The organism is Streptomyces microflavus (assembly GCF_014650075.1).
GTDB lineage: Bacteria > Actinomycetota > Actinomycetes > Streptomycetales > Streptomycetaceae > Streptomyces > Streptomyces microflavus.
This window is the reverse complement of sequence record NZ_BMUG01000003.1, coordinates 205,327-221,823: the sequence shown is the minus strand read 5'-3', so window position 1 is coordinate 221,823 and position 16,497 is coordinate 205,327. Positions and strand designations below refer to the sequence as shown.

Genomic DNA, 16,497 nt, shown 5'->3' with positions numbered 1-16,497 from the left:
CAAACATCTCGGAGGGCGTCCGAAATATCAACCCGATCCGGGCCTCGTCCCCTGAGCGGGTGCTCTGTGGCACAGGATGATCACGTCACTCTTTCGAGGCCTTCACATGATCGCCTCAAGCGTCCTCTCCGCCGGCCGGTGCACAGGGATCGCCGTCTCCGGTCTCTGCGGACCCTCCGGCCTCTGCGGCGCGGATCCCGGCTTCCGTCGAGGGCTCGGGCGGGGTGGGGTCGCCGGCGGGGCAGCCGGGGTCGGTGGTTCCGGGGTCGGGGCTCGGGCCGGGCGTCGGGTCCGTCGGGTCGGGTGTCGGGGTGGGGCCGGGATCGGTGGGGCCCGGGTCGGTCGGACCGGGGTCGGTGGGATCGGGGCTGGGGCCGGGGGTGGGATCCGTCGGGGTCGGAGTCGGAGTCGGGCCAGGGTCCGTGGGGCCGGTCGGGTCGGGGCTCGGGCTCGGTGTACCGGGTTTCGTGGGGCCCGGCGTCGGCGTGGGGCTCGGCGGGCGCGTGGGCTGCGGCCCGATGACGATGCCGCCACCTCCCTTGCCCGGTGCGGCGGGGGCGCCCGAGCCGACCGGCGCCTTGGGGCGGTCGGGGCCACCCGGTCCGGGGCTGGTGGGCAGGACGCCCTGGCCGTCGGCGACCGGGTGGGTGCCCTTGCGGTAGAACTCCAGCCAGGACAGCACCGTACGGAGGTAGGCGTCGGAGCGGTTGTAGCTGAGGACCGCCCGGTCCAGATCGGCCCGGACGCCCAGATCCCGGCCTCCGGCGCACAGGTAGTGCCCGGCGGCGAGGGCCGCGTCGTAGATGTTGTCCGGGTCCTTGCGGCCGTCGCCGTTGCCGTCCTTGGCCCAGTTCACCCAGGTGGACGGGATGAACTGCATGGGCCCGACGGCCCGGTCGTACGTGCGGTCGCCGTCGTACACCCCGTTGTCGGTGTCCCGGATCAGCGCGAAGCCCACGCCGTCGAGCGCGGGTCCCAGGATCGGGGTGAGCGTGGTCCCCCGCGCGTCGACCCGACCGCCCGCCGCCTGCCCGGACTCGACCTTGCCGATGGCGGCGAGAAGTTGCCATGGGAGCCGGCAGCCGGGGTCGCTGCGGCGCAAGGACCGCTCGGCGTTGCGGTACGCGGCGAGCACGGTCGCCGGGATGCCCGCCTCGGAGCGGACACGGTCGAGCAGCGGGGGCGACGGTTCCGCCCCGGCGCGTGGCGGCTTCAGCGGCGCCGGCGGTTCCGGACTCTCCAGCGGCGGCAGTTCGGTGTGGTACGAGTCGTCGCCCGGCACCTCGCTCCACACCACGTCGTCCGTGTCCGACGCGGCCCGCTCCGACCGCGCGGCCGCCACCGCGTCCGCGAAGCCGGGCGCCTGGGACGCGGTGAGCGCGGCCATCGCGGCCACCGCCGTGACCGTGCCGGTGAGCTGACGGCGTACCGTGCCGTTGAACCTCATAGGTGGTCCCCTCTCCCTGTTGTCCGGGCCCGACGGTTCAGCGGGTGAACGTGTCGATGGCGGCGATCCGCCAGGTGTCCCCGTTGCGGACGGCGTCGACGGCGAACATGGCCGCCGCGTAGGTGGTCTCCTCGTCCTTGCCGGTACGGGTGTTGCTCTGGTCGGCGAAGATCAGCAGCCGGGCGCGGTCGCCGTCCAGATACTCCACCCCGCTCCCGGTCACGGTCGTGGTGAGGACGAGCTTCTGCTTCGGTGCCTGGGCCCGTACCTCGGCGAGCATGTCCTTGTGCTGCTGAACCGCTCTGCCGGTCAGATAGGTCTTCGCCGCGCGGTCGGAGCGGGCGGGCGAGGCGTAGTCGTACGAGAACACGGCGCCGACCGCCTCGCTGATCCGCCCCTTCACCTCGCTGGTCGCCCCGATGTCGGTGAGCGCGGTGTTCTGCCGGGCGGGCTCGTCGCGCAGGCTCGCGGCCGAGGCGAACGCCCAGGCGGCGAAGGCTCCGAGGAGGACGGTGAGGACGCAGAGGACGGCGGGGAGCCGGGGGCGCAGGCGCCGCCCCGGGGACGTGGTCACGGCGTCCGCTCCGGGCTCGGGCTCGGGTACGAGGTCCGGCTCGCGCTCGGGCTCGTGTTCGGCCTCGTGTCCGGCTTCGTGTCCGGCTTCCGGTTCCGGCAGGCCCGGTGGTGCGGTGGTCTCCTCCGCCACCTCCTCACCCGCTACCGGGGCGGCCGTCGCACGTGACGGGGAAGTGGCCAGTCTGCGGCGGCGGTTGACGAGGTGACGGGTCGTCGACATACGAGGGGTCCTCTCGGGTGCGGGGCGGGGAGGGCGGGGCCGGGGCGCGGGTTCAGCCGGCCGTGGAGCCGACGGGCGCCTGGCCGAGCGCGCTGAGCTTCCACCCCTCGGCGGTCCGGGTGAGGGTGCCGAGCATCCGGCTCTCCTTCACCGCCGGTTCGCCCTTGGGCGCGGCGACGGTGACCCGCAGCGCCACCATCACCCCGGCCCGGCCCGCCCGTTCGTCGAGTTCGGTCACCGCGCCGGAGAGGACCTTCGCGGTGCTGACCGTCTTCGCCGCCACGATCTGTTCCGCGAACGCGTCCCGGCCTTCGACCAGTTGGCGGTGGAGGTCGCCGGTGGTGGACTCCTCCCAGCTGTCGAGCCCCTTCTCCAGCGTGCGGTGGTCCAGGGTGTTCATGTTCTGCACCGCCTGCTCCCCCGCCGCCAGGGCGTCGTCCCGCGCCTGGGCGTAGGAGGCCGCGTCGTCGTGGGAGGCGTCATAGCGATCCCAGCCGCCCCAGCCCGCCGCCGCGGCGGCGACGACCGCGAGCGCAGTCGCCGCGATCACCAGCGGGTTCCTCGTCGTTCCTGCGCGTGCCATGCGCTGCCTCTCCCGTGCCGTCATATGGAGCCGATCTCGACGATCCGCCACTGTCCGTCCCGCAGTTCGGCGGTGACGGAGAGCTGTGCGGAGGCGGTGGTGGCGGGCCGGCCCCGGCGCTCGTAGACCTGGTCGAGGAAGACCAGGAGGTGGGCGCTGCTGCCGGTCAGCCGGGTCACTCCGGCCCGTACGACGTGGGTGGTGAGCGTCAGCTTCTGGTCGGCGGCCTGCTTCTCGACCTGGCCGAACAGTGCCGCGTACTGCTGGAGCGCCTTGCCCGCGAGGACCTGCCGCGCCGCGTCCTTGGTGAGGGCGGTGGCGTCGGGGCCGTACGAGAAGATCCTGCCGAGCGCGTTGCTGACGTCGCCCGTCACCCGGGTGGTCGCCTCGGCGTCTGTGAGGGCGAGGTTGGCGGTGGCCGGGGTGTCGCGCAGCTGCTGCCCCTCGGCGAAGAGGGCCCCGCCGGTCGCGAGCAGGGCGACCGTCAGGAGGGCGCCGAGGATGCGGGGCCACCGCGGGCGGCGACCGTGCTCATCGGTGCCGTCGGTGCCTTCGGGACCTTCAGGGCTCTCCTGGCTGTCCGGTTCGGCGTCGTCTGCGCGGTCCTCGTCCTCAACCGGCTTGCTCTCCAGCGCTGTTCGTTCGTTCATCCGCCGTCTCCCGCCCTCATCGCCGTGAGTGCCTTGACCTTCCAGCCGTGCCCGGTGCGGGCGAGCGTCGCCGTGAAGCGCTTGCGCTGGATGCCCGGGGTGCCGGTGCGCGGGGTGACCCGGACGTCGACGGTGGCGATCAGCTCCGCCGTGCCGGTCCGGTCGTCCAGGGCGGTGAGCGCCGCCGATGTGACCTTGCCACGGGCGGTGTCGCCCGCCGTGGTGAGCGTCCTCGCGTCGGTGGCCGAGCTCCGCTTCAGCTGGTCGTGGAGCGGTCCGGTGGAGGAGTCGCGCCACGCCCGCAGACCGGTGGTCACGCTGGTGGCGTCCTTGCCGTCCAGGCTGTTCAGCGTGGCGAGGTGCCGCTTGCCCTGCGCCAGGGCCGCGTCGCGTGCCTTGGCGTAGGAGAGAGTGCGGTCGCTGCGGGCCTGCGCGTACGACCAGGTGCCGAGGGAGCAGACGAGGGCGGCGGCGAGCAGGACGGCCCAGCCGCCGAGGTGCCGGGTCCGGAGCGTCATGAGCCGCCTCCCAGGCCGAGCAGCCCGGCCATGCCGGGGGCGGGCGGTGCGGTGCGGGGCGCGGTGCCCAGCGCTCCGGGCAGCCGGCCCTTCGCATCCGCGCTGTCGCCGCTGCCGCTGCCGTCACCGTCGTCGCCGAGCAGCATCGAGCCGGGCTTGGCGGGTGCGGGGACCGGGCCGCCCTTCGGGGCGTTGGCGCTGCCCCGGACGTTGATGCCGGTGCCGGGTGAAGAGGCGCACCGGGCAACGGAGTTGAGGGCGGGTGCGGGTGAGGTATCGAGTCCGTTGCGATACGTCGTGGCGCCGTACCCGGCGGTGCAGGGCAGCGGCTCGAAGAAGGTGACGGACATCCCGAACCGGGCGCCGTCCTCGTCGACCGCGCTCGATCCGGCCGCCACCACCGCCGGCAGCTTCACCAGCAGCTCCTCCAGGCCTCGTTGGCGGGTGACGGCGACCTCCGATGTGGTGAGCAGGTTGGCGACGACGACGCCGAAGCCGGGGTCGAGGTCGCGCAACAGTCCGCTGATCTGTACGGCGGCGTCCGGCGTGGTCGCGATCAGCCGCCGGAGGTCCGCGTCGGATCCCTTGAGTTCGGCGGCCAGTTCCTTGGCCCCGGAGGCGAACCCCTTGAGCGCCGCACCCTGTTCGGCCTGGGTGCGCAGCACGGTCTCACCGTCGGCCATCAGCCGGGTGGTCACCGGCAGGGCCCGGTCGGCCGCGCCGATGAACTCGGATCCGCTGTCCAGCAGCACCTGGAGGTCGTCGCCGCGCCCTTCGAAGGCGGTACCGAACTCCTCGACGACCGTGCGCAGATGTTCCAGGTCGACCGAGCTCGCGAAGTCGTTGACGCTGGTGAGGACGGTGGTGGGCGGGGCCGGGAGGGTGGTGTCGGCCTCGTCGATCACCGAACCGTTGCCCAGGTAGGGGCCGTCGGAGCGGGTCGGGCGCAGGTCGACGTACTGCTCGCCGACGGCCGAGAGGTTGGCGACGACGGCCTGGAGGCTGTCCGGGATGGGCGGGGTGTCCTTCTCGATCCGCAGCTCGGCCTCCACGCCGTCGCCGGTCAGCTCGATGGGGCCGACCCGGCCCACCGAGACGCCCCGGTAGGTGACGTTGGAGTGGGTGTAGAGGCCGCCCGTCTGCGGGAGTTGGACCGTGACGGTGTAGTAGCTGCGCAGCCCGACGTAGTGGCCGAGACCGGCGTACCGCACTCCCAGATAGCCGAGGACCAGCACGGCGACGACGAGGAAGGCGATGTTCTTGAGCCGGATGGCGGGAGTGATCACGGGGTGCCGCCCTTCTCCGGCGCCTGGGGCCCCGATGTACCCGAAACGGCCGGCAGCGGGAGCGGAAGCGCGTTGCGGGCCGCCGCCGCGCCCTCGGCGCCGGGCTCGTGCGGCGGCGGGGGCTGGTTCGGGTCGTCCGGGGTGAGCGCAGGAATGATGCGGGTGCCGGGTGCGGCCGTGACGTCCAGATAGACGTTCAGGTAGTCGCCCTTCACCCCGCGCAGCACCTCGTCCGTGAAGGGGTAGGTGAGCGAGGCCTGGAGGGCGTCGGGGAGGTCCTTGCCGGAGTCGGCGAGCGCCTTGAGGGTCGGGGCGAGCGCCTTGAGGTCGGCGATCATGTCGGCTTTGCTCCGGTTGATGGTGTCGACGGCCACGGTGGAGAGGGTGTCGAGGGAGCGCAGCATGGTGAGCAGTGAGCCGCGCTGTTTCTCCAGGACCTTGAGTCCGGGGCTGAGCCCGGTGAGGACCGTTCCGACGTCCTGCTTACGGGTGGCGAGGGTGGCGGCGAGCCGGTTGACGCCGTCGAGGGCCCGGGTGATGTCGCCCTTGTTGGTGTCCAGGTTGGTGACGAGGGTGTCGACCCGGTTCAGCATCGAGCGGATCTGCGGCTCGCGGCCGGTGAGCGCCTTGTTCAGCTCGGTGGTGATGGTCTTCAGCTGGTTGACCCCGCCCCCGTTGAGGAGCAGGGACAGGGCGCCGAAGACCTCCTCGACCTCGGGGTTGCGGTTCGTGCGGGTGAGCGGGATGCGGCCGGCCTCCGCCAGGGAGCCGCGGGCGGTGCCCTCGGCGGGCGGGGAGAGCTGGATGAACTTCTCGCCGAGGAGGCTGGACTGTTCGAGGCGGGCGTAGGCGTTGGCGGGGAGGTCGATGTCCCCGTTGACCCGCATGGTGACCCGGGCGCTCCAGCCGTCCGCGGCGAGGGCGATGCCGGTGACGCGCCCGACGGAGACGTCGTTGACCTTGACCGAGGACTGCGGGGCCAGGCTGAGGACGTCGCCGAACTCGGCGGTGATCTCGTACGGGCGGTCGCCGAGGTCGGCGCCGCCGGGCAGCGGGATCTGCTCGATGCCGGTGAAGGCGGGGCCGTCGGGACGGACCACGACCAGGGCGATCAGGGCGCCGGTGGCCAGCAGGGCGACCGCTCCGGTGGCCGCCCGGACGCCGGTGGTGCGCAGGGAACCGCTCATCTTCCCGCCCCCTTCTTCCGCTGCTTCGGACTCTTCTCCGCGGGCTGTCTCTCCGGGGTCCCGAAGACCGTCCCGACCTCCGGCAGCGGCAGGACGGGCAGGGCCTTCCGGCGGTTCGCGTCGACGGGTGCGAGGCCGGGCGGCGGGCCGGAGGCCGCGTCCGGGTCGACGAGGGGGCCGCCCATGGAGAGTTCGTTGAGGTTGGCCCGGCCGTTCAGGGTCCGGTTGGCCGGGTCGTACGCGTTCAGGACGTTGCCCGCCGCCAGCGGCAGGGTGTCCATCGCCTCGGCCAGCGAGGCCCGCTGGTCGACCAGGGCCTGGGTGATGGGGACCAGGGCGTCGACGTTCTTCTTCAGCGCGCCCCGGTTCTTCGCGATGAACGTCTTGACCTGGCCGAGCGCGGCGCCGAGCTCCTTGAGTGCCGCGCTGAGGTTCTTCTTGTCGTCCGCGAGGAACGAGGTGACCGAGTTGAGCTGCTGTTCGGCGGTGCGGACCTCGCTGTCGTTCTCCTTGAGCATGGTGGTGAAGGACTGGAGGTAGGCCAGCGTGTCGAACAGGTCGCCGCTGCTGTTGTCGAGGGTCTTGGCGGCCTTGCCGAACTGTTCGACGGAGTCCCCGATGGCCTTCCCGTTGCCGTCCATGTTCTTCGCCCCGGTCTCCAGCAGCCGGGCCAGTGCCCCGTCGGCGTTGGCCCCGTTCGGGCCGAGCGCCGTGGTGATCTCGGTGATCGACGCGTACAGCTGGTCGACCTCGACGGGGGTGGCGTTGCGCGCGGCGGGCAGTTCGGCGCCGTCCGTGAGGAGCGGTCCGCCGTCGTAGGCGGGGGCGAGCTGGATGTACCGGTCGGCGACGAGGCTGGGGGCGACGACGACCGCGTGCGCGTTCTTGGGCACCTTGACGCCCTCGTCCAGGCGGAGGACGACCTCGACCTCCTCGCCCTTGGGGGTGACGGATGCGACTGTGCCGACCCGGACGCCGAGGACCCGCAGGTCGGACCCGGCGTAGACGCCCGTCGCCCGTTCGAAGTAGGCGGTGACGGTGGTCCTGGAGTCCTCCTCCAGGGCGCTCACCCCGGTGGTGGCGGCGACGGCGACGACGGCGAGTCCGGCGCCGATGCCGATGATGCGTGTGCGTCTCATGTCAGCGGCCGCCTTGCTTCGGTGGCATGCATCCGGTCGCCGGGGGTGTGCCGGCGGGGAGGTAGTTCCTGGGCACGACCCCGCAGGCGTACGTGTCGAACCAGCGGCCGTTGCCCAGGGTGTTGCCGACGAGCCGGCTGTACGAGCCGGCCATCGCGAGCACCTTGTCCAGGCTCTTGCGGTTCTTCACAAGGACGGCGGTGACCCGGCCGAGCGAGGCCAGCGTCGGCCCCAGCTGCCGGTCGTTGTCCTCGACGAGACCGGTGAGCTGGGTGCCGAGGTCGCGGGTGCCGGTGAGCAGCAGGTGGATGGCGTCGCGGCGGGCCTTGATCTCGCCGAGCAGCAGGTTCCCGTCCTCCAGGAGGGTCTCGAAGCTGCTCTTCTTCCCCGCGAGGGTCTTCGTGAGGCGTTTGCTGCCCTGGAGCAGGGTGGCGAGCTGGGCGTCGCGCTCGGACACCGTACGGGAGAGGGCGGAGAGCCCTTCCGCGGCGCTGCGGACGTGGGGCGGGGAGTCCTTGAAGGTGGCGGAGATCGTCTCGAAGCTCCTGGCGAGCTGCTCGGTGTCGATCTCCCCGATGGTCTCCCCCAGCCCGTCGAACGCCTGGGTGACGTCGTACGGGGAGGTCGTGCGGCTCGCGGTGATGCGGGAGCCGGGGTCCTGGGGGGCGTTGCCGAGGGGGTCGACGGCGAGGTACTTCTCGCCGAGGAGGGTCTTGATGGCGATGCCCACGGTGGAGGCGTTGCCGATCCAGGCGTCCTCGACCTTGAAGTCGACCTTCACCCGGGGGCCGTCGAGGGAGACCCCGGTGACCTCTCCGACCTTCACTCCGGCGACCCTCACCTCGTCACCGTCGGAGAGCCCGGCGGATTCGGTGAAGTCGGCGCTGTACGTGGTGCCGCCGCCGATGAAGGGCAGGGAGTCGGCGCGCCAGGCGGTGAGGGCGAGGAGGGTGAGGACGAGGAGTCCGACGAGGGCGACGGCGACCGGGTTGCGTTCCCGGATGGGGGTGAGGGTCATGCCAGGCACCTCGGCTGGGTGATGGCGATGCCGGTGGGGGGCGTGGAGCCGTCGTCGGTGGCCACCCCGCCGACCTTGGCCTCGCAGAGGTAGAGGTTGAGCCAGGACCCGTAGGAGGTGAGGCGGCTGATCGCCGCCATCTTGGCCGGGGTCTTGATCAGGAAGTTCTCGATCTGCGGAGTGTTCTTCCCCAACTGGTCGCTGAGCCGCCCCAGTTGGCGGATGTCGTCCTTGAGCGGCTTGCGGCCGTCCTGGAAGAGGTCCGCGGTGACCGTGGTCAGGGCGCCCATCGCCGTCACGGCCTCACCGAGCGGTTTGCGGTCGCCGGAGAAGCCGGACACGAGCTTCTCCAGGGTGACGACGAGGTCGTCGAATCCGGCCTCCCGGTCGTTGACCGTCTTGAGGACCGTGTTGAGGTTCTTGATCACCTCACCGATCACCTTGTCCTTCGCGGCGACGGTGGTGGTGAGCGAGCCGACGTGGCGCAGGATGGAGTCGACGGTGCCGCCCTCGCCCTGGAGGACCTGCACGATGGAGCCGGCGAGCTGGTTGACGTCGGGCGGGGACAGCCCCTCGAACAGGGGCTGGAAGCCGTTGAAGAGCTGGGTGAGGTCGAGCGCCGGGGTGGTGCGGGAGAGCGGGATGGTGGCCCCGGCGGCGAAGGTCCGGCCGACCGGCCCGGCGCCCCGGTCCAGGTCGACATAGCGCTGGCCGACCATGTTGAGGTACTTGATGGACGCCGTCACCGAGGCGGGGAGCGTACGCCCCTTGCGTACGCCGAAGGTGACCTCGGCGACCCTGCGGTCCGCGACCCGCACGGACTCGACCTGGCCGACCTTCACCCCGGCGATGCGGACGCTGTCGCCGGGGATGAGCCCGGTGGCGTCGGTGAACCGCGCCCTGTACGTCGTGGTGTCGCCCACGCCCGTGTTGGCGATGGAGAGCCCGAGGACGGTGGTGGCGAGGACGGTCACCAGGACGAAGACGAGGGACTTGGTGAGCGGTCCCGCGAGGGAGCGGCGTTTCACTTGAGCTTCACCTCCGCACCGCGGAAGGCCGGACCGATGAGCACGCTGCTCCAGTCGGGCAGGGTCTGCGGCTGGACTTTCAGTGAGGGGGCGACCAGCTCGTTGACGAGCTGGGACTCCTGGGGCGAGTTGGGCAGGCCGAGGGCGGTGTCCTGGGCGGCGGGGGGCGGTGCGGTGACGTCGGCGGCCCTGCGGGAGTCCGCGGTCGGGACTCCCTTGCCGACGTACGGCACCGAGTAGCAGCGGGGGCCGCCGGTGGCGTCGTAGACCGGGGTGTCCTTGCCGGGGACGTACTTCCCCTTGGCGGGCACGGACTTGACCGTGACGTGCAGCCCCGGCTCGTCGGTCCCCTTGCCGAGCGCCTTGTCCATGGCGGGCACGAACCCGGCGACCGTACGCAGCGTGCAGGGGAACGAATCGGCGTACTTCGCGAGGAGTTCGAGCGTGGGGCGGCCGGTGGAGGAGAGCCGGATGAGGTTCTCCTTGTTCTCCCGCAGGAAGGAGGTGACATCGCGCGCGGAGGCGGTGGTGGTGCCGTACAACGCGGCGAGCTGCGCCTCCTGTTCGGCGATGGTGGAGCTCGTGGTGGTGGCGTCGGTGAGGGCGTCGAGCACGTCCGGGGCCGCGTCCGCGTAGAGCGTGCTGACCTTGACGAGCTGCTTGATGTCCTCGTTGAGCGTGGGGAGTTGGGGGTTGAACTTCTTCAGGTGGGCGTCCAGCGTGGTCAGCGTCTCGCCGAGCTTCTCGCCGCGCCCTTCGAGCGCCTGGGAGACGGCGCCGAGGGTGGCGGAGAGCTTCTCCGGCTTTACGGCGGTCAGCAGCGGCAGGACGTTGCCCAGCACCTCTTCCAGTTCGATGGCGTTGCTGGAGCGGTCCTGCGGGATCACCGCTCCGGCGCTCAGGGTCCGCGCGGAGGGGATGCGGGGCGGGACGAGAGCGACGAACCGCTGGCCGAAGAGGGTGGTGGGCAGCATCTGCGCGGTGACGTCGGCGGGGATGTGCTCCAGCTTGTCCGGGTCGATGGCCAGGGTGAGGCGGGCCCCTTCGCCGTCGGTGGCGATGGAGCGGACCTGCCCGATGACGACTCCGCGCAGCTTCACATCCGCGTTGTCGTGCATCTCGTTGCCGACCGGGCCCGTCCGCACGGTGACGGTGGCGTCGTCGGTGAAGTCCTTGTCGTACACGGAGACCGAGACCCACACCAGGACGGCGGGGACCAGGAGGAAGGCGACTCCGGCGGCTCTGCGGCGGACGGTTCGTGCGGTGCGTGGACTCATCAGCCGGCCACCTTCACCGTCGTCGTGGCGCCCCAGATGGCGAGCGAGAGGAAGAAGTCGGTGACGCTGATGATGACGATCGCGTTGCGCACCGACCGGCCGACGGCCACGCCCACTCCGGCGGGGCCGCCGGTGGCGTGGAAGCCGTAGTAGCAGTGGGCGAGGATCACCAGCACGCTGAAGATCAGCACTTTGAGCACCGACAGCAGCACGTCGGTCGGGGAGAGGAAGAGATTGAAGTAGTGGTCGTAGGTGCCCGCCGACTGCCCGTTGAAGAAGATGGTGATGTAGCGGGAGGCGAGGTACGAGGAGAGCAGCCCGATCGCGTACAGCGGGATGATCGCGACGACCCCGGCGATGATCCGCGTGGTGACGAGGTAGGGCATGGACCGCACGCCCATCGCTTCGAGGGCGTCGACCTCCTCGTTGATCCGCATCGCGCCGAGCTGGGCGGTGAAGCCGGCGCCGACGGTGGCGGAGAGGGCGAGCCCGGCGACCAGCGGGGCGATCTCCCGGGTGTTGAAGTAGGCGGAGATGAACCCGGTGAACGCCGAGGTGCCGATCTGGTCGAGGGCCGCGTACCCCTGGAGGCCGACGACCGTGCCGGTGAAGAGGGTCATCGCGACCATCACACCGATGGTGCCGCCGATGACTCCGAGCCCGCCGCTGCCGAAGGCGACCTCGGCCAGCAGCCGCTGCACCTCCTTGAGGTAGCGGCGCAGGGTGCGCGGGATCCAGACCAGGGCCCGGACGTAGAAGGTGAGTTGGTCGCCGGACCGGTCGAGCCAGCTGAGCATCGCCATCTCCCTCAGCCCCCCTTCGCGGGGACGATCTGGAGGTAGATCGCCGTGAGGACCATGTTCACGAAGAACAGCAGCATGAAGGTGATGACGACGGACTGGTTGACCGCGTCGCCGACGCCCTTGGGGCCGCCGCGCGGGTTCAGGCCGCGGTGGGCGGCGACGATGCCCGCGATGAAGCCGAAGATGAGGGCCTTCAACTCGCTGACGTACAGGTCGGGCAGCTGGGCGAGGGCGGAGAAGCTCGCGAGGTAGGCGCCCGGGGTGCCGTCCTGCATGATCACGTTGAAGAAGTAGCCGCCGAGGGTGCCGACCACGGAGATCAGGCCGTTGAGCAGGACGGCGACGAGCATGGTGGCCAGGACGCGGGGGACGACGAGGCGCTGGATGGGCGAGACGCCCATGACCTCCATCGCGTCGAGCTCCTCGCGGATCTTGCGGGAGCCGAGGTCGGCGCAGATCGCGGAGCCCGCGGCGCCGGAGATGAGCAGCGCCACGATGATGGGGCTGGCCTGCTGGATCACCGCGAGGACGCTGGCGCCGCCGGTGAAGGACTGGGCGCCGAGCTGTTGGGTGAGCGAGCCGACCTGGAGGGCGATGACCGCGCCGAACGGGATGGAGACGAGGGCGGCGGGCAGGATCGTGACGCTGGCGACGAACCAGAACTGCTCGATGAACTCACGTAACTGGAAGGGCCTGCGGAAGATGGCGCGGGCCACCGCGATGCCGAGCGCGAACAGCTTCCCGGTCTCCCGGAGCGGGGCGAGCAGCCGACTGGGGCGCCGCTGTTCGGGGGCCTTGGAGGGGGCCGGTGGGAGCTTCTCGGGCGGCTCGGGCGGTCGCACCGGCATCGGGGCGGTCACGCTCTCGCACCCCCCGCGGCCGGGGCGTAGCTGTTGAGGATGGCCGTACGGGCGGCCTCCGGCAGCTGGCCCATCATCGCCATGACCCGCTCGCGGCGGCGCAGCGCCCCCTGGCGTACGGGCATCCCGGGCGAGGGCTCCAGCTGCGGGACGACGGTCCGGGGCGCGGCGATCGTGCGGGATCCGCCGAGGGAGTCGCTGAGCTGCTGTTCGGCGGCGAGGGTCGCGGCGTCCTTCTCCTCGGACATCCCGATGGGCCCCTCGCGGCGTCCGGCGAGGAACTGGGAGACGACCGGGGTGTCGCTGGTGAGCAGTACCTCGCGCGGGCCGAAGGTGACGAGGTTGCGGCAGAACAGCATCCCCATGTTGTCGGGGACGGTCGCCGCGATGTCGAGGTTGTGGGTGACGATCAGCATCGTCGCGTCGATCTGCGCGTTGAGGTCGATGAGGAGCTGCGAGAGGTACGCGGTGCGCACCGGGTCCAGTCCGGAGTCCGGTTCGTCGCAGAGGATGATCTGCGGGTCCAGGACGAGGGCGCGGGCGAGGCCGGCCCGCTTGCGCATGCCGCCCGATATCTCGCCCGGGAGCTTCCCCTCGGCGCCGAGCAGTCCGACGATGTCGATCCGCTCCATGACGATGCGGCGGATCTCGGACTCCTTCTTGCGGGTGTGCTCACGCAGCGGGAAGGCGATGTTGTCGAAGAGGGACATCGAGCCGAAGAGGGCCCCGTCCTGGAACATGAGGCCGAAGAGCTTCCGCGTCTCCATGATGTCGCGCTCGGAGCTGTTCACCATGTCGACGCCGTTGATGAGGACGCGTCCCTGTTCGGGCTTCAGCAGTCCGATGATGGATTTCAGGAACACGGTCTTTCCGGTACCGGAAGGACCGAGCATGACACTCACTTCACCGGCGGGGAGGGTGAGGCTGACGTCCTGCCAGATGTTCTGCTTGCCGAAGGACTTCGTCAGGCCCTCGACGACTACTTCGATTCCCATCGGCCCTCCTTCGAAGTGGTGGTGACTTTGGTCATCTGTCAGCGCTCCGGCTGTCGGAAAACAAGCAGGTACGGAAGGGTTTCGGGCCGCTCACCCGGGACGCTACGGCTCGGTAACCTGACTTCGCAATACTGGATACAGAACTTTCTGCGGCGTGATCGCGGCGTCCGGATTACTTGTTTCCGAGTGAGTGATCGGCGCGCCAAACCTGTTAATCGGTGATGAGTTCCGGCGCGGTGGCCGGTGTCATTCCGCACCAAGGAGCCCTCCCGGTCGGACGACGACCGGAAGGGCTGCGGGAGCCGGTTCACCTCACCGCCGGCGCGGTCACCGCTCGGGCTTCGGCACCTTCGGCGGGCAGTCCGGGCCCTCGGGGTTGGTCGCCACGCAGAGCGGTGCCTGCGTCATCTTGGTGTAGTTGTCGGCCTTCTTGCCGACGCTGGAGATGGCCGAGGTGAAGAGCGGGTCGAGGTCCTCGCCGACCCCGCACCCCTTGAACGGCGGGATGTGCGCGTAGCCGGTGAGGTTTCCGCCGTACGCGACGAGATAGCCGGCCGGCGGATAGCTCTGGCCGTACCCCTTCAGGACCTGCTCGAAGGGCCGTTCGGTGCGGCAGTCGGGGCCCACGTCCAGGGGTACGCCGTTCACCTTCACGTCGTACAGGCGCATGGAGAGCTGGGCGGTGACCGTCGATTCCTCGGGGTAGGTCGGGGTGTTGGTGACCGTGTGGGTCTGGACGACGGCCGGGGGCCCCACCTGTTCCAGCACCATCGTGGCGGTGGTCGGCATGAACCCGTAGCTGAGGAAGGTCGCCTTCGTCGGCGGGAGCTGCCGTTTCCCCTCGTACTCGAACTCCACCTCGGAAGTGACGTCGACGGTCGAGGCGCAGGAGTCGTTGATGTACCGCTTGTTCAGGACCACCTTCATGAACGCGGGCCCGAGCGCTGCTGCCCCGTCCAGCTTCACGGCGTTGGCGTACCCGGCGGCGTACGTCTCCGCGGTGGTCATCACCCACTCGGGCGGGATCTCGATCGGGCAGCTTCCGGGGTCCTCGTCGTCGAGGGCTCCGAGCCGCGCCTCGGTGAGGTCGTCGATCTTCCGGTGGGCGTCCGGGTCGACACCGGGGGCCGGCCGGTCGGGCTTCGCGGGAGGCTCCGAGGCACCTTCACCGGGGGCGGGGTCGCTCGGTGAAGGGGCCGCCGGGCCGGTGCTGTCGCGGACGGTGATGCGGGCGAGCGGGCGTTCCTCGTCGTCGGCGGGCTCGCAGGTGACGGCGAGCTCCGGGGGCGAGGTGGGGGTGCCGTCCTGGGTGAAGGAGGCGAGGGTGAGGCCCAGCCCGGCGGGCGTGATCGTGGCACGTCCGGGGCTGCCGAACGCGACGGTGGGGACGTCTCCGGTGGCGGTCAGCACGACGCCACCTGCGCCTTGACCATCGCCTACGCCCTGGCTGTCCACCTGCCCTTCGTCCTCGGCCGGCAGGTCGACCGCGGGGGCTTCGAGCTGCTGCCACGAGGCGTCGGCGGCGTGCTCGCCGACGGAGTTGCGTACGGTCAGCTCGGCGACGGCCGACAGGGTGGTCGCCTCCAGTGCGGTGAACCGGACGAGCGCCGACCGCTCCAGGCCCACTTCGACGGAGACGTCGGCGGGGCGGATCACCTCCCCCGCCCCCGCCGAGACCGGCAGTACCGCCTTGATCGTGACGTCCGCCTTCTCCGCGCCGGAGGGAAATTGGCACGTATAGGGGATGGTGACCTCGGACGTCTGATCGGCCGCCACCGATTCGGCGCTCGGAATGAGCGCGGTGGCGACGACGAGCGCCCCGCCCACGGCCAGATGGAGCGGTCGTCTCGCTGCGGCGCGTGCATCGACGGTCATACGGATGGTGTCCTTCCGGCGCGCGCGGGCCCATCGGTTCGATGGCTGCGAAATGGGGTCCACTTCTCGGCAACGGCCTTTCGGGCGGACTCGGAATGATCCTCCTACCGACCGGTACGCTACGCACACCATCGGGCACCTGGGAAGAGCCGGGAATTCCGCCGTTTCACGGGAGCAAGGTTTTTGGCACGCGATGACAATTCCGCCCTGCGGAGTTGTCATCGCGTGAGTGGAGAAAAGTGGTGGTACCCGGCCGCCGAGGGCGCACGGCCGGGCACCACGCTCATCTGCCGCTCGTCACCGGCGTGGATCAGCCGCTGATGACCGGGGACTTGCCGGAGGCCGTGTTCACGATGGTGTACAGGCCCTGGAAGCTGGCGGTGGTGCCGACGATGCCGCAGCCGCCGCCGACCTTGTTGGCGATGGCCAGCGTGAGACCGCCGCCCGCCGTGTTGAGCGTGCCGTTGCTCCCGCCGGTGCTCGGGTTGTTGTACTTGGCCGCCACCTTGCCGGTGACGTCGAAGGTGCAGGGGCCCAGCAGGCTGCTCCCGGTCACCTTCGCCTTGATCGCCCGGATCTCACCGGTCACCTGGCCGGTGGAGTTGGTGCCGGCGCCCGCCGTGTAGTCGAGACCCCAGATCTGCCACGGAGGCGTGGTGGTCACGGTCCACGTCGAGCTGAACGGCCCGGTGCACGGCGAGTTGAACGAGATCGCCGAGATGGACGCGAGCTGCGCCGGGGAGCCGGCCACCGGGGAGGTGGGGGCGGAGCCCGACGCCGCGGAGGTCGCACACTGGATCTTGTTGCCGTTGTTGTCGGTCAGGACGGTCACGCCCGCGCTGCCGGTGAAGGCACCGGTCGGCGTGATGGTCCAGCTGGTCGGCGCGGCGACGGCCGACGGAACGGCCAGGGCGACGGATGCCACAGCGGCACCTATCGCGGTCAGTACACCGGATCGCTTGATCATGGAATTACTCCCTTTTCTTGTCCCGTTGGGGATACGAGTGGACGTGCGCGCCGGGAATCCGGGCGGCA

Annotated in this window: 16 protein-coding genes; all 16 read right to left on the bottom strand. The window is 70.8% G+C overall.

The features are described 5' to 3' along the window. Nucleotides 1-115 precede the first annotated feature (115 nt). Entirely contained in the window at nucleotides 116-1,447 is a 1,332-nt protein-coding gene (locus IE264_RS09985) for a lytic transglycosylase domain-containing protein (protein ID WP_032756934.1), read from the bottom strand. A 37-nt stretch (nucleotides 1,448-1,484) separates the two neighbouring features. Next, a complete protein-coding gene (locus tag IE264_RS09980; protein WP_032756935.1) occupies nucleotides 1,485-2,243 on the bottom strand; it encodes a hypothetical protein in 759 nt (252 codons plus the stop codon). Nucleotides 2,244-2,295: 52 nt separating this feature from the next. Then, nucleotides 2,296-2,826, bottom strand: coding sequence for an Rv1363c family protein (locus IE264_RS09975; RefSeq protein WP_015612639.1), 531 nt, complete (start codon nucleotides 2,824-2,826; stop codon nucleotides 2,296-2,298). Nucleotides 2,827-2,846: 20 nt separating this feature from the next. Next, entirely contained in the window at nucleotides 2,847-3,476 is a 630-nt protein-coding gene (locus IE264_RS09970; protein ID WP_032756936.1) for a hypothetical protein, read from the bottom strand. Further along, a complete protein-coding gene (locus tag IE264_RS09965) occupies nucleotides 3,473-3,994 on the bottom strand; it encodes a hypothetical protein (RefSeq protein WP_032756937.1) in 522 nt (173 codons plus the stop codon). Before IE264_RS09965 ends, IE264_RS09970 begins: the two co-directional genes overlap by 4 nt. Continuing rightward, the gene (locus tag IE264_RS09960; protein WP_032756938.1) at nucleotides 3,991-5,280 is read right to left on the bottom strand and encodes an MCE family protein; all 1,290 of its coding nucleotides are present in this window, start codon (nucleotides 5,278-5,280) and stop codon (nucleotides 3,991-3,993) included. The genes IE264_RS09965 and IE264_RS09960 overlap by 4 nt, the downstream gene beginning before the upstream one ends. Continuing rightward, complete coding sequence (locus tag IE264_RS09955; RefSeq protein WP_032756939.1) at nucleotides 5,277-6,467, bottom strand: MCE family protein; 1,191 nt, start codon at nucleotides 6,465-6,467, stop codon at nucleotides 5,277-5,279. The genes IE264_RS09960 and IE264_RS09955 overlap by 4 nt, the downstream gene beginning before the upstream one ends. Next, entirely contained in the window at nucleotides 6,464-7,606 is a 1,143-nt protein-coding gene (locus IE264_RS09950) for an MCE family protein (protein ID WP_015612634.1), read from the bottom strand. The genes IE264_RS09955 and IE264_RS09950 overlap by 4 nt, the downstream gene beginning before the upstream one ends. 1 nt (nucleotide 7,607) lies before the next feature. Next, entirely contained in the window at nucleotides 7,608-8,624 is a 1,017-nt protein-coding gene (locus tag IE264_RS09945; RefSeq protein WP_032756940.1) for an MCE family protein, read from the bottom strand. Beyond that, the gene (locus tag IE264_RS09940) at nucleotides 8,621-9,652 is read right to left on the bottom strand and encodes an MCE family protein (RefSeq protein ID WP_031123486.1); all 1,032 of its coding nucleotides are present in this window, start codon (nucleotides 9,650-9,652) and stop codon (nucleotides 8,621-8,623) included. Before IE264_RS09940 ends, IE264_RS09945 begins: the two co-directional genes overlap by 4 nt. After that, entirely contained in the window at nucleotides 9,649-10,929 is a 1,281-nt protein-coding gene (locus tag IE264_RS09935) for an MCE family protein (RefSeq protein ID WP_032756941.1), read from the bottom strand. The genes IE264_RS09940 and IE264_RS09935 overlap by 4 nt, the downstream gene beginning before the upstream one ends. Beyond that, nucleotides 10,929-11,732: an MlaE family ABC transporter permease gene (locus IE264_RS09930; RefSeq protein WP_015612630.1), complete on the bottom strand. Its 804-nt coding sequence runs from the start codon at nucleotides 11,730-11,732 to the stop codon at nucleotides 10,929-10,931. Before IE264_RS09930 ends, IE264_RS09935 begins: the two co-directional genes overlap by 1 nt. 5 nt (nucleotides 11,733-11,737) lie before the next feature. Further along, on the bottom strand, nucleotides 11,738-12,592 hold the full coding sequence (locus IE264_RS09925) for an MlaE family ABC transporter permease (RefSeq protein ID WP_015612629.1): 855 nt from the start codon (nucleotides 12,590-12,592) through the stop codon (nucleotides 11,738-11,740). Next, on the bottom strand, nucleotides 12,589-13,587 hold the full coding sequence (locus tag IE264_RS09920) for an ABC transporter ATP-binding protein (protein ID WP_032756942.1): 999 nt from the start codon (nucleotides 13,585-13,587) through the stop codon (nucleotides 12,589-12,591). Before IE264_RS09920 ends, IE264_RS09925 begins: the two co-directional genes overlap by 4 nt. 327 nt (nucleotides 13,588-13,914) lie before the next feature. Continuing rightward, the gene (locus tag IE264_RS09915; RefSeq protein ID WP_032756943.1) at nucleotides 13,915-15,462 is read right to left on the bottom strand and encodes a DUF6801 domain-containing protein; all 1,548 of its coding nucleotides are present in this window, start codon (nucleotides 15,460-15,462) and stop codon (nucleotides 13,915-13,917) included. 310 nt (nucleotides 15,463-15,772) lie between these two features. After that, nucleotides 15,773-16,429 (bottom strand): hypothetical protein, encoded by a 657-nt coding sequence (locus IE264_RS09910; protein WP_032756944.1) that lies wholly within the window; start codon nucleotides 16,427-16,429, stop codon nucleotides 15,773-15,775. Between the last annotated feature and the right edge of the window lie 68 nt (nucleotides 16,430-16,497).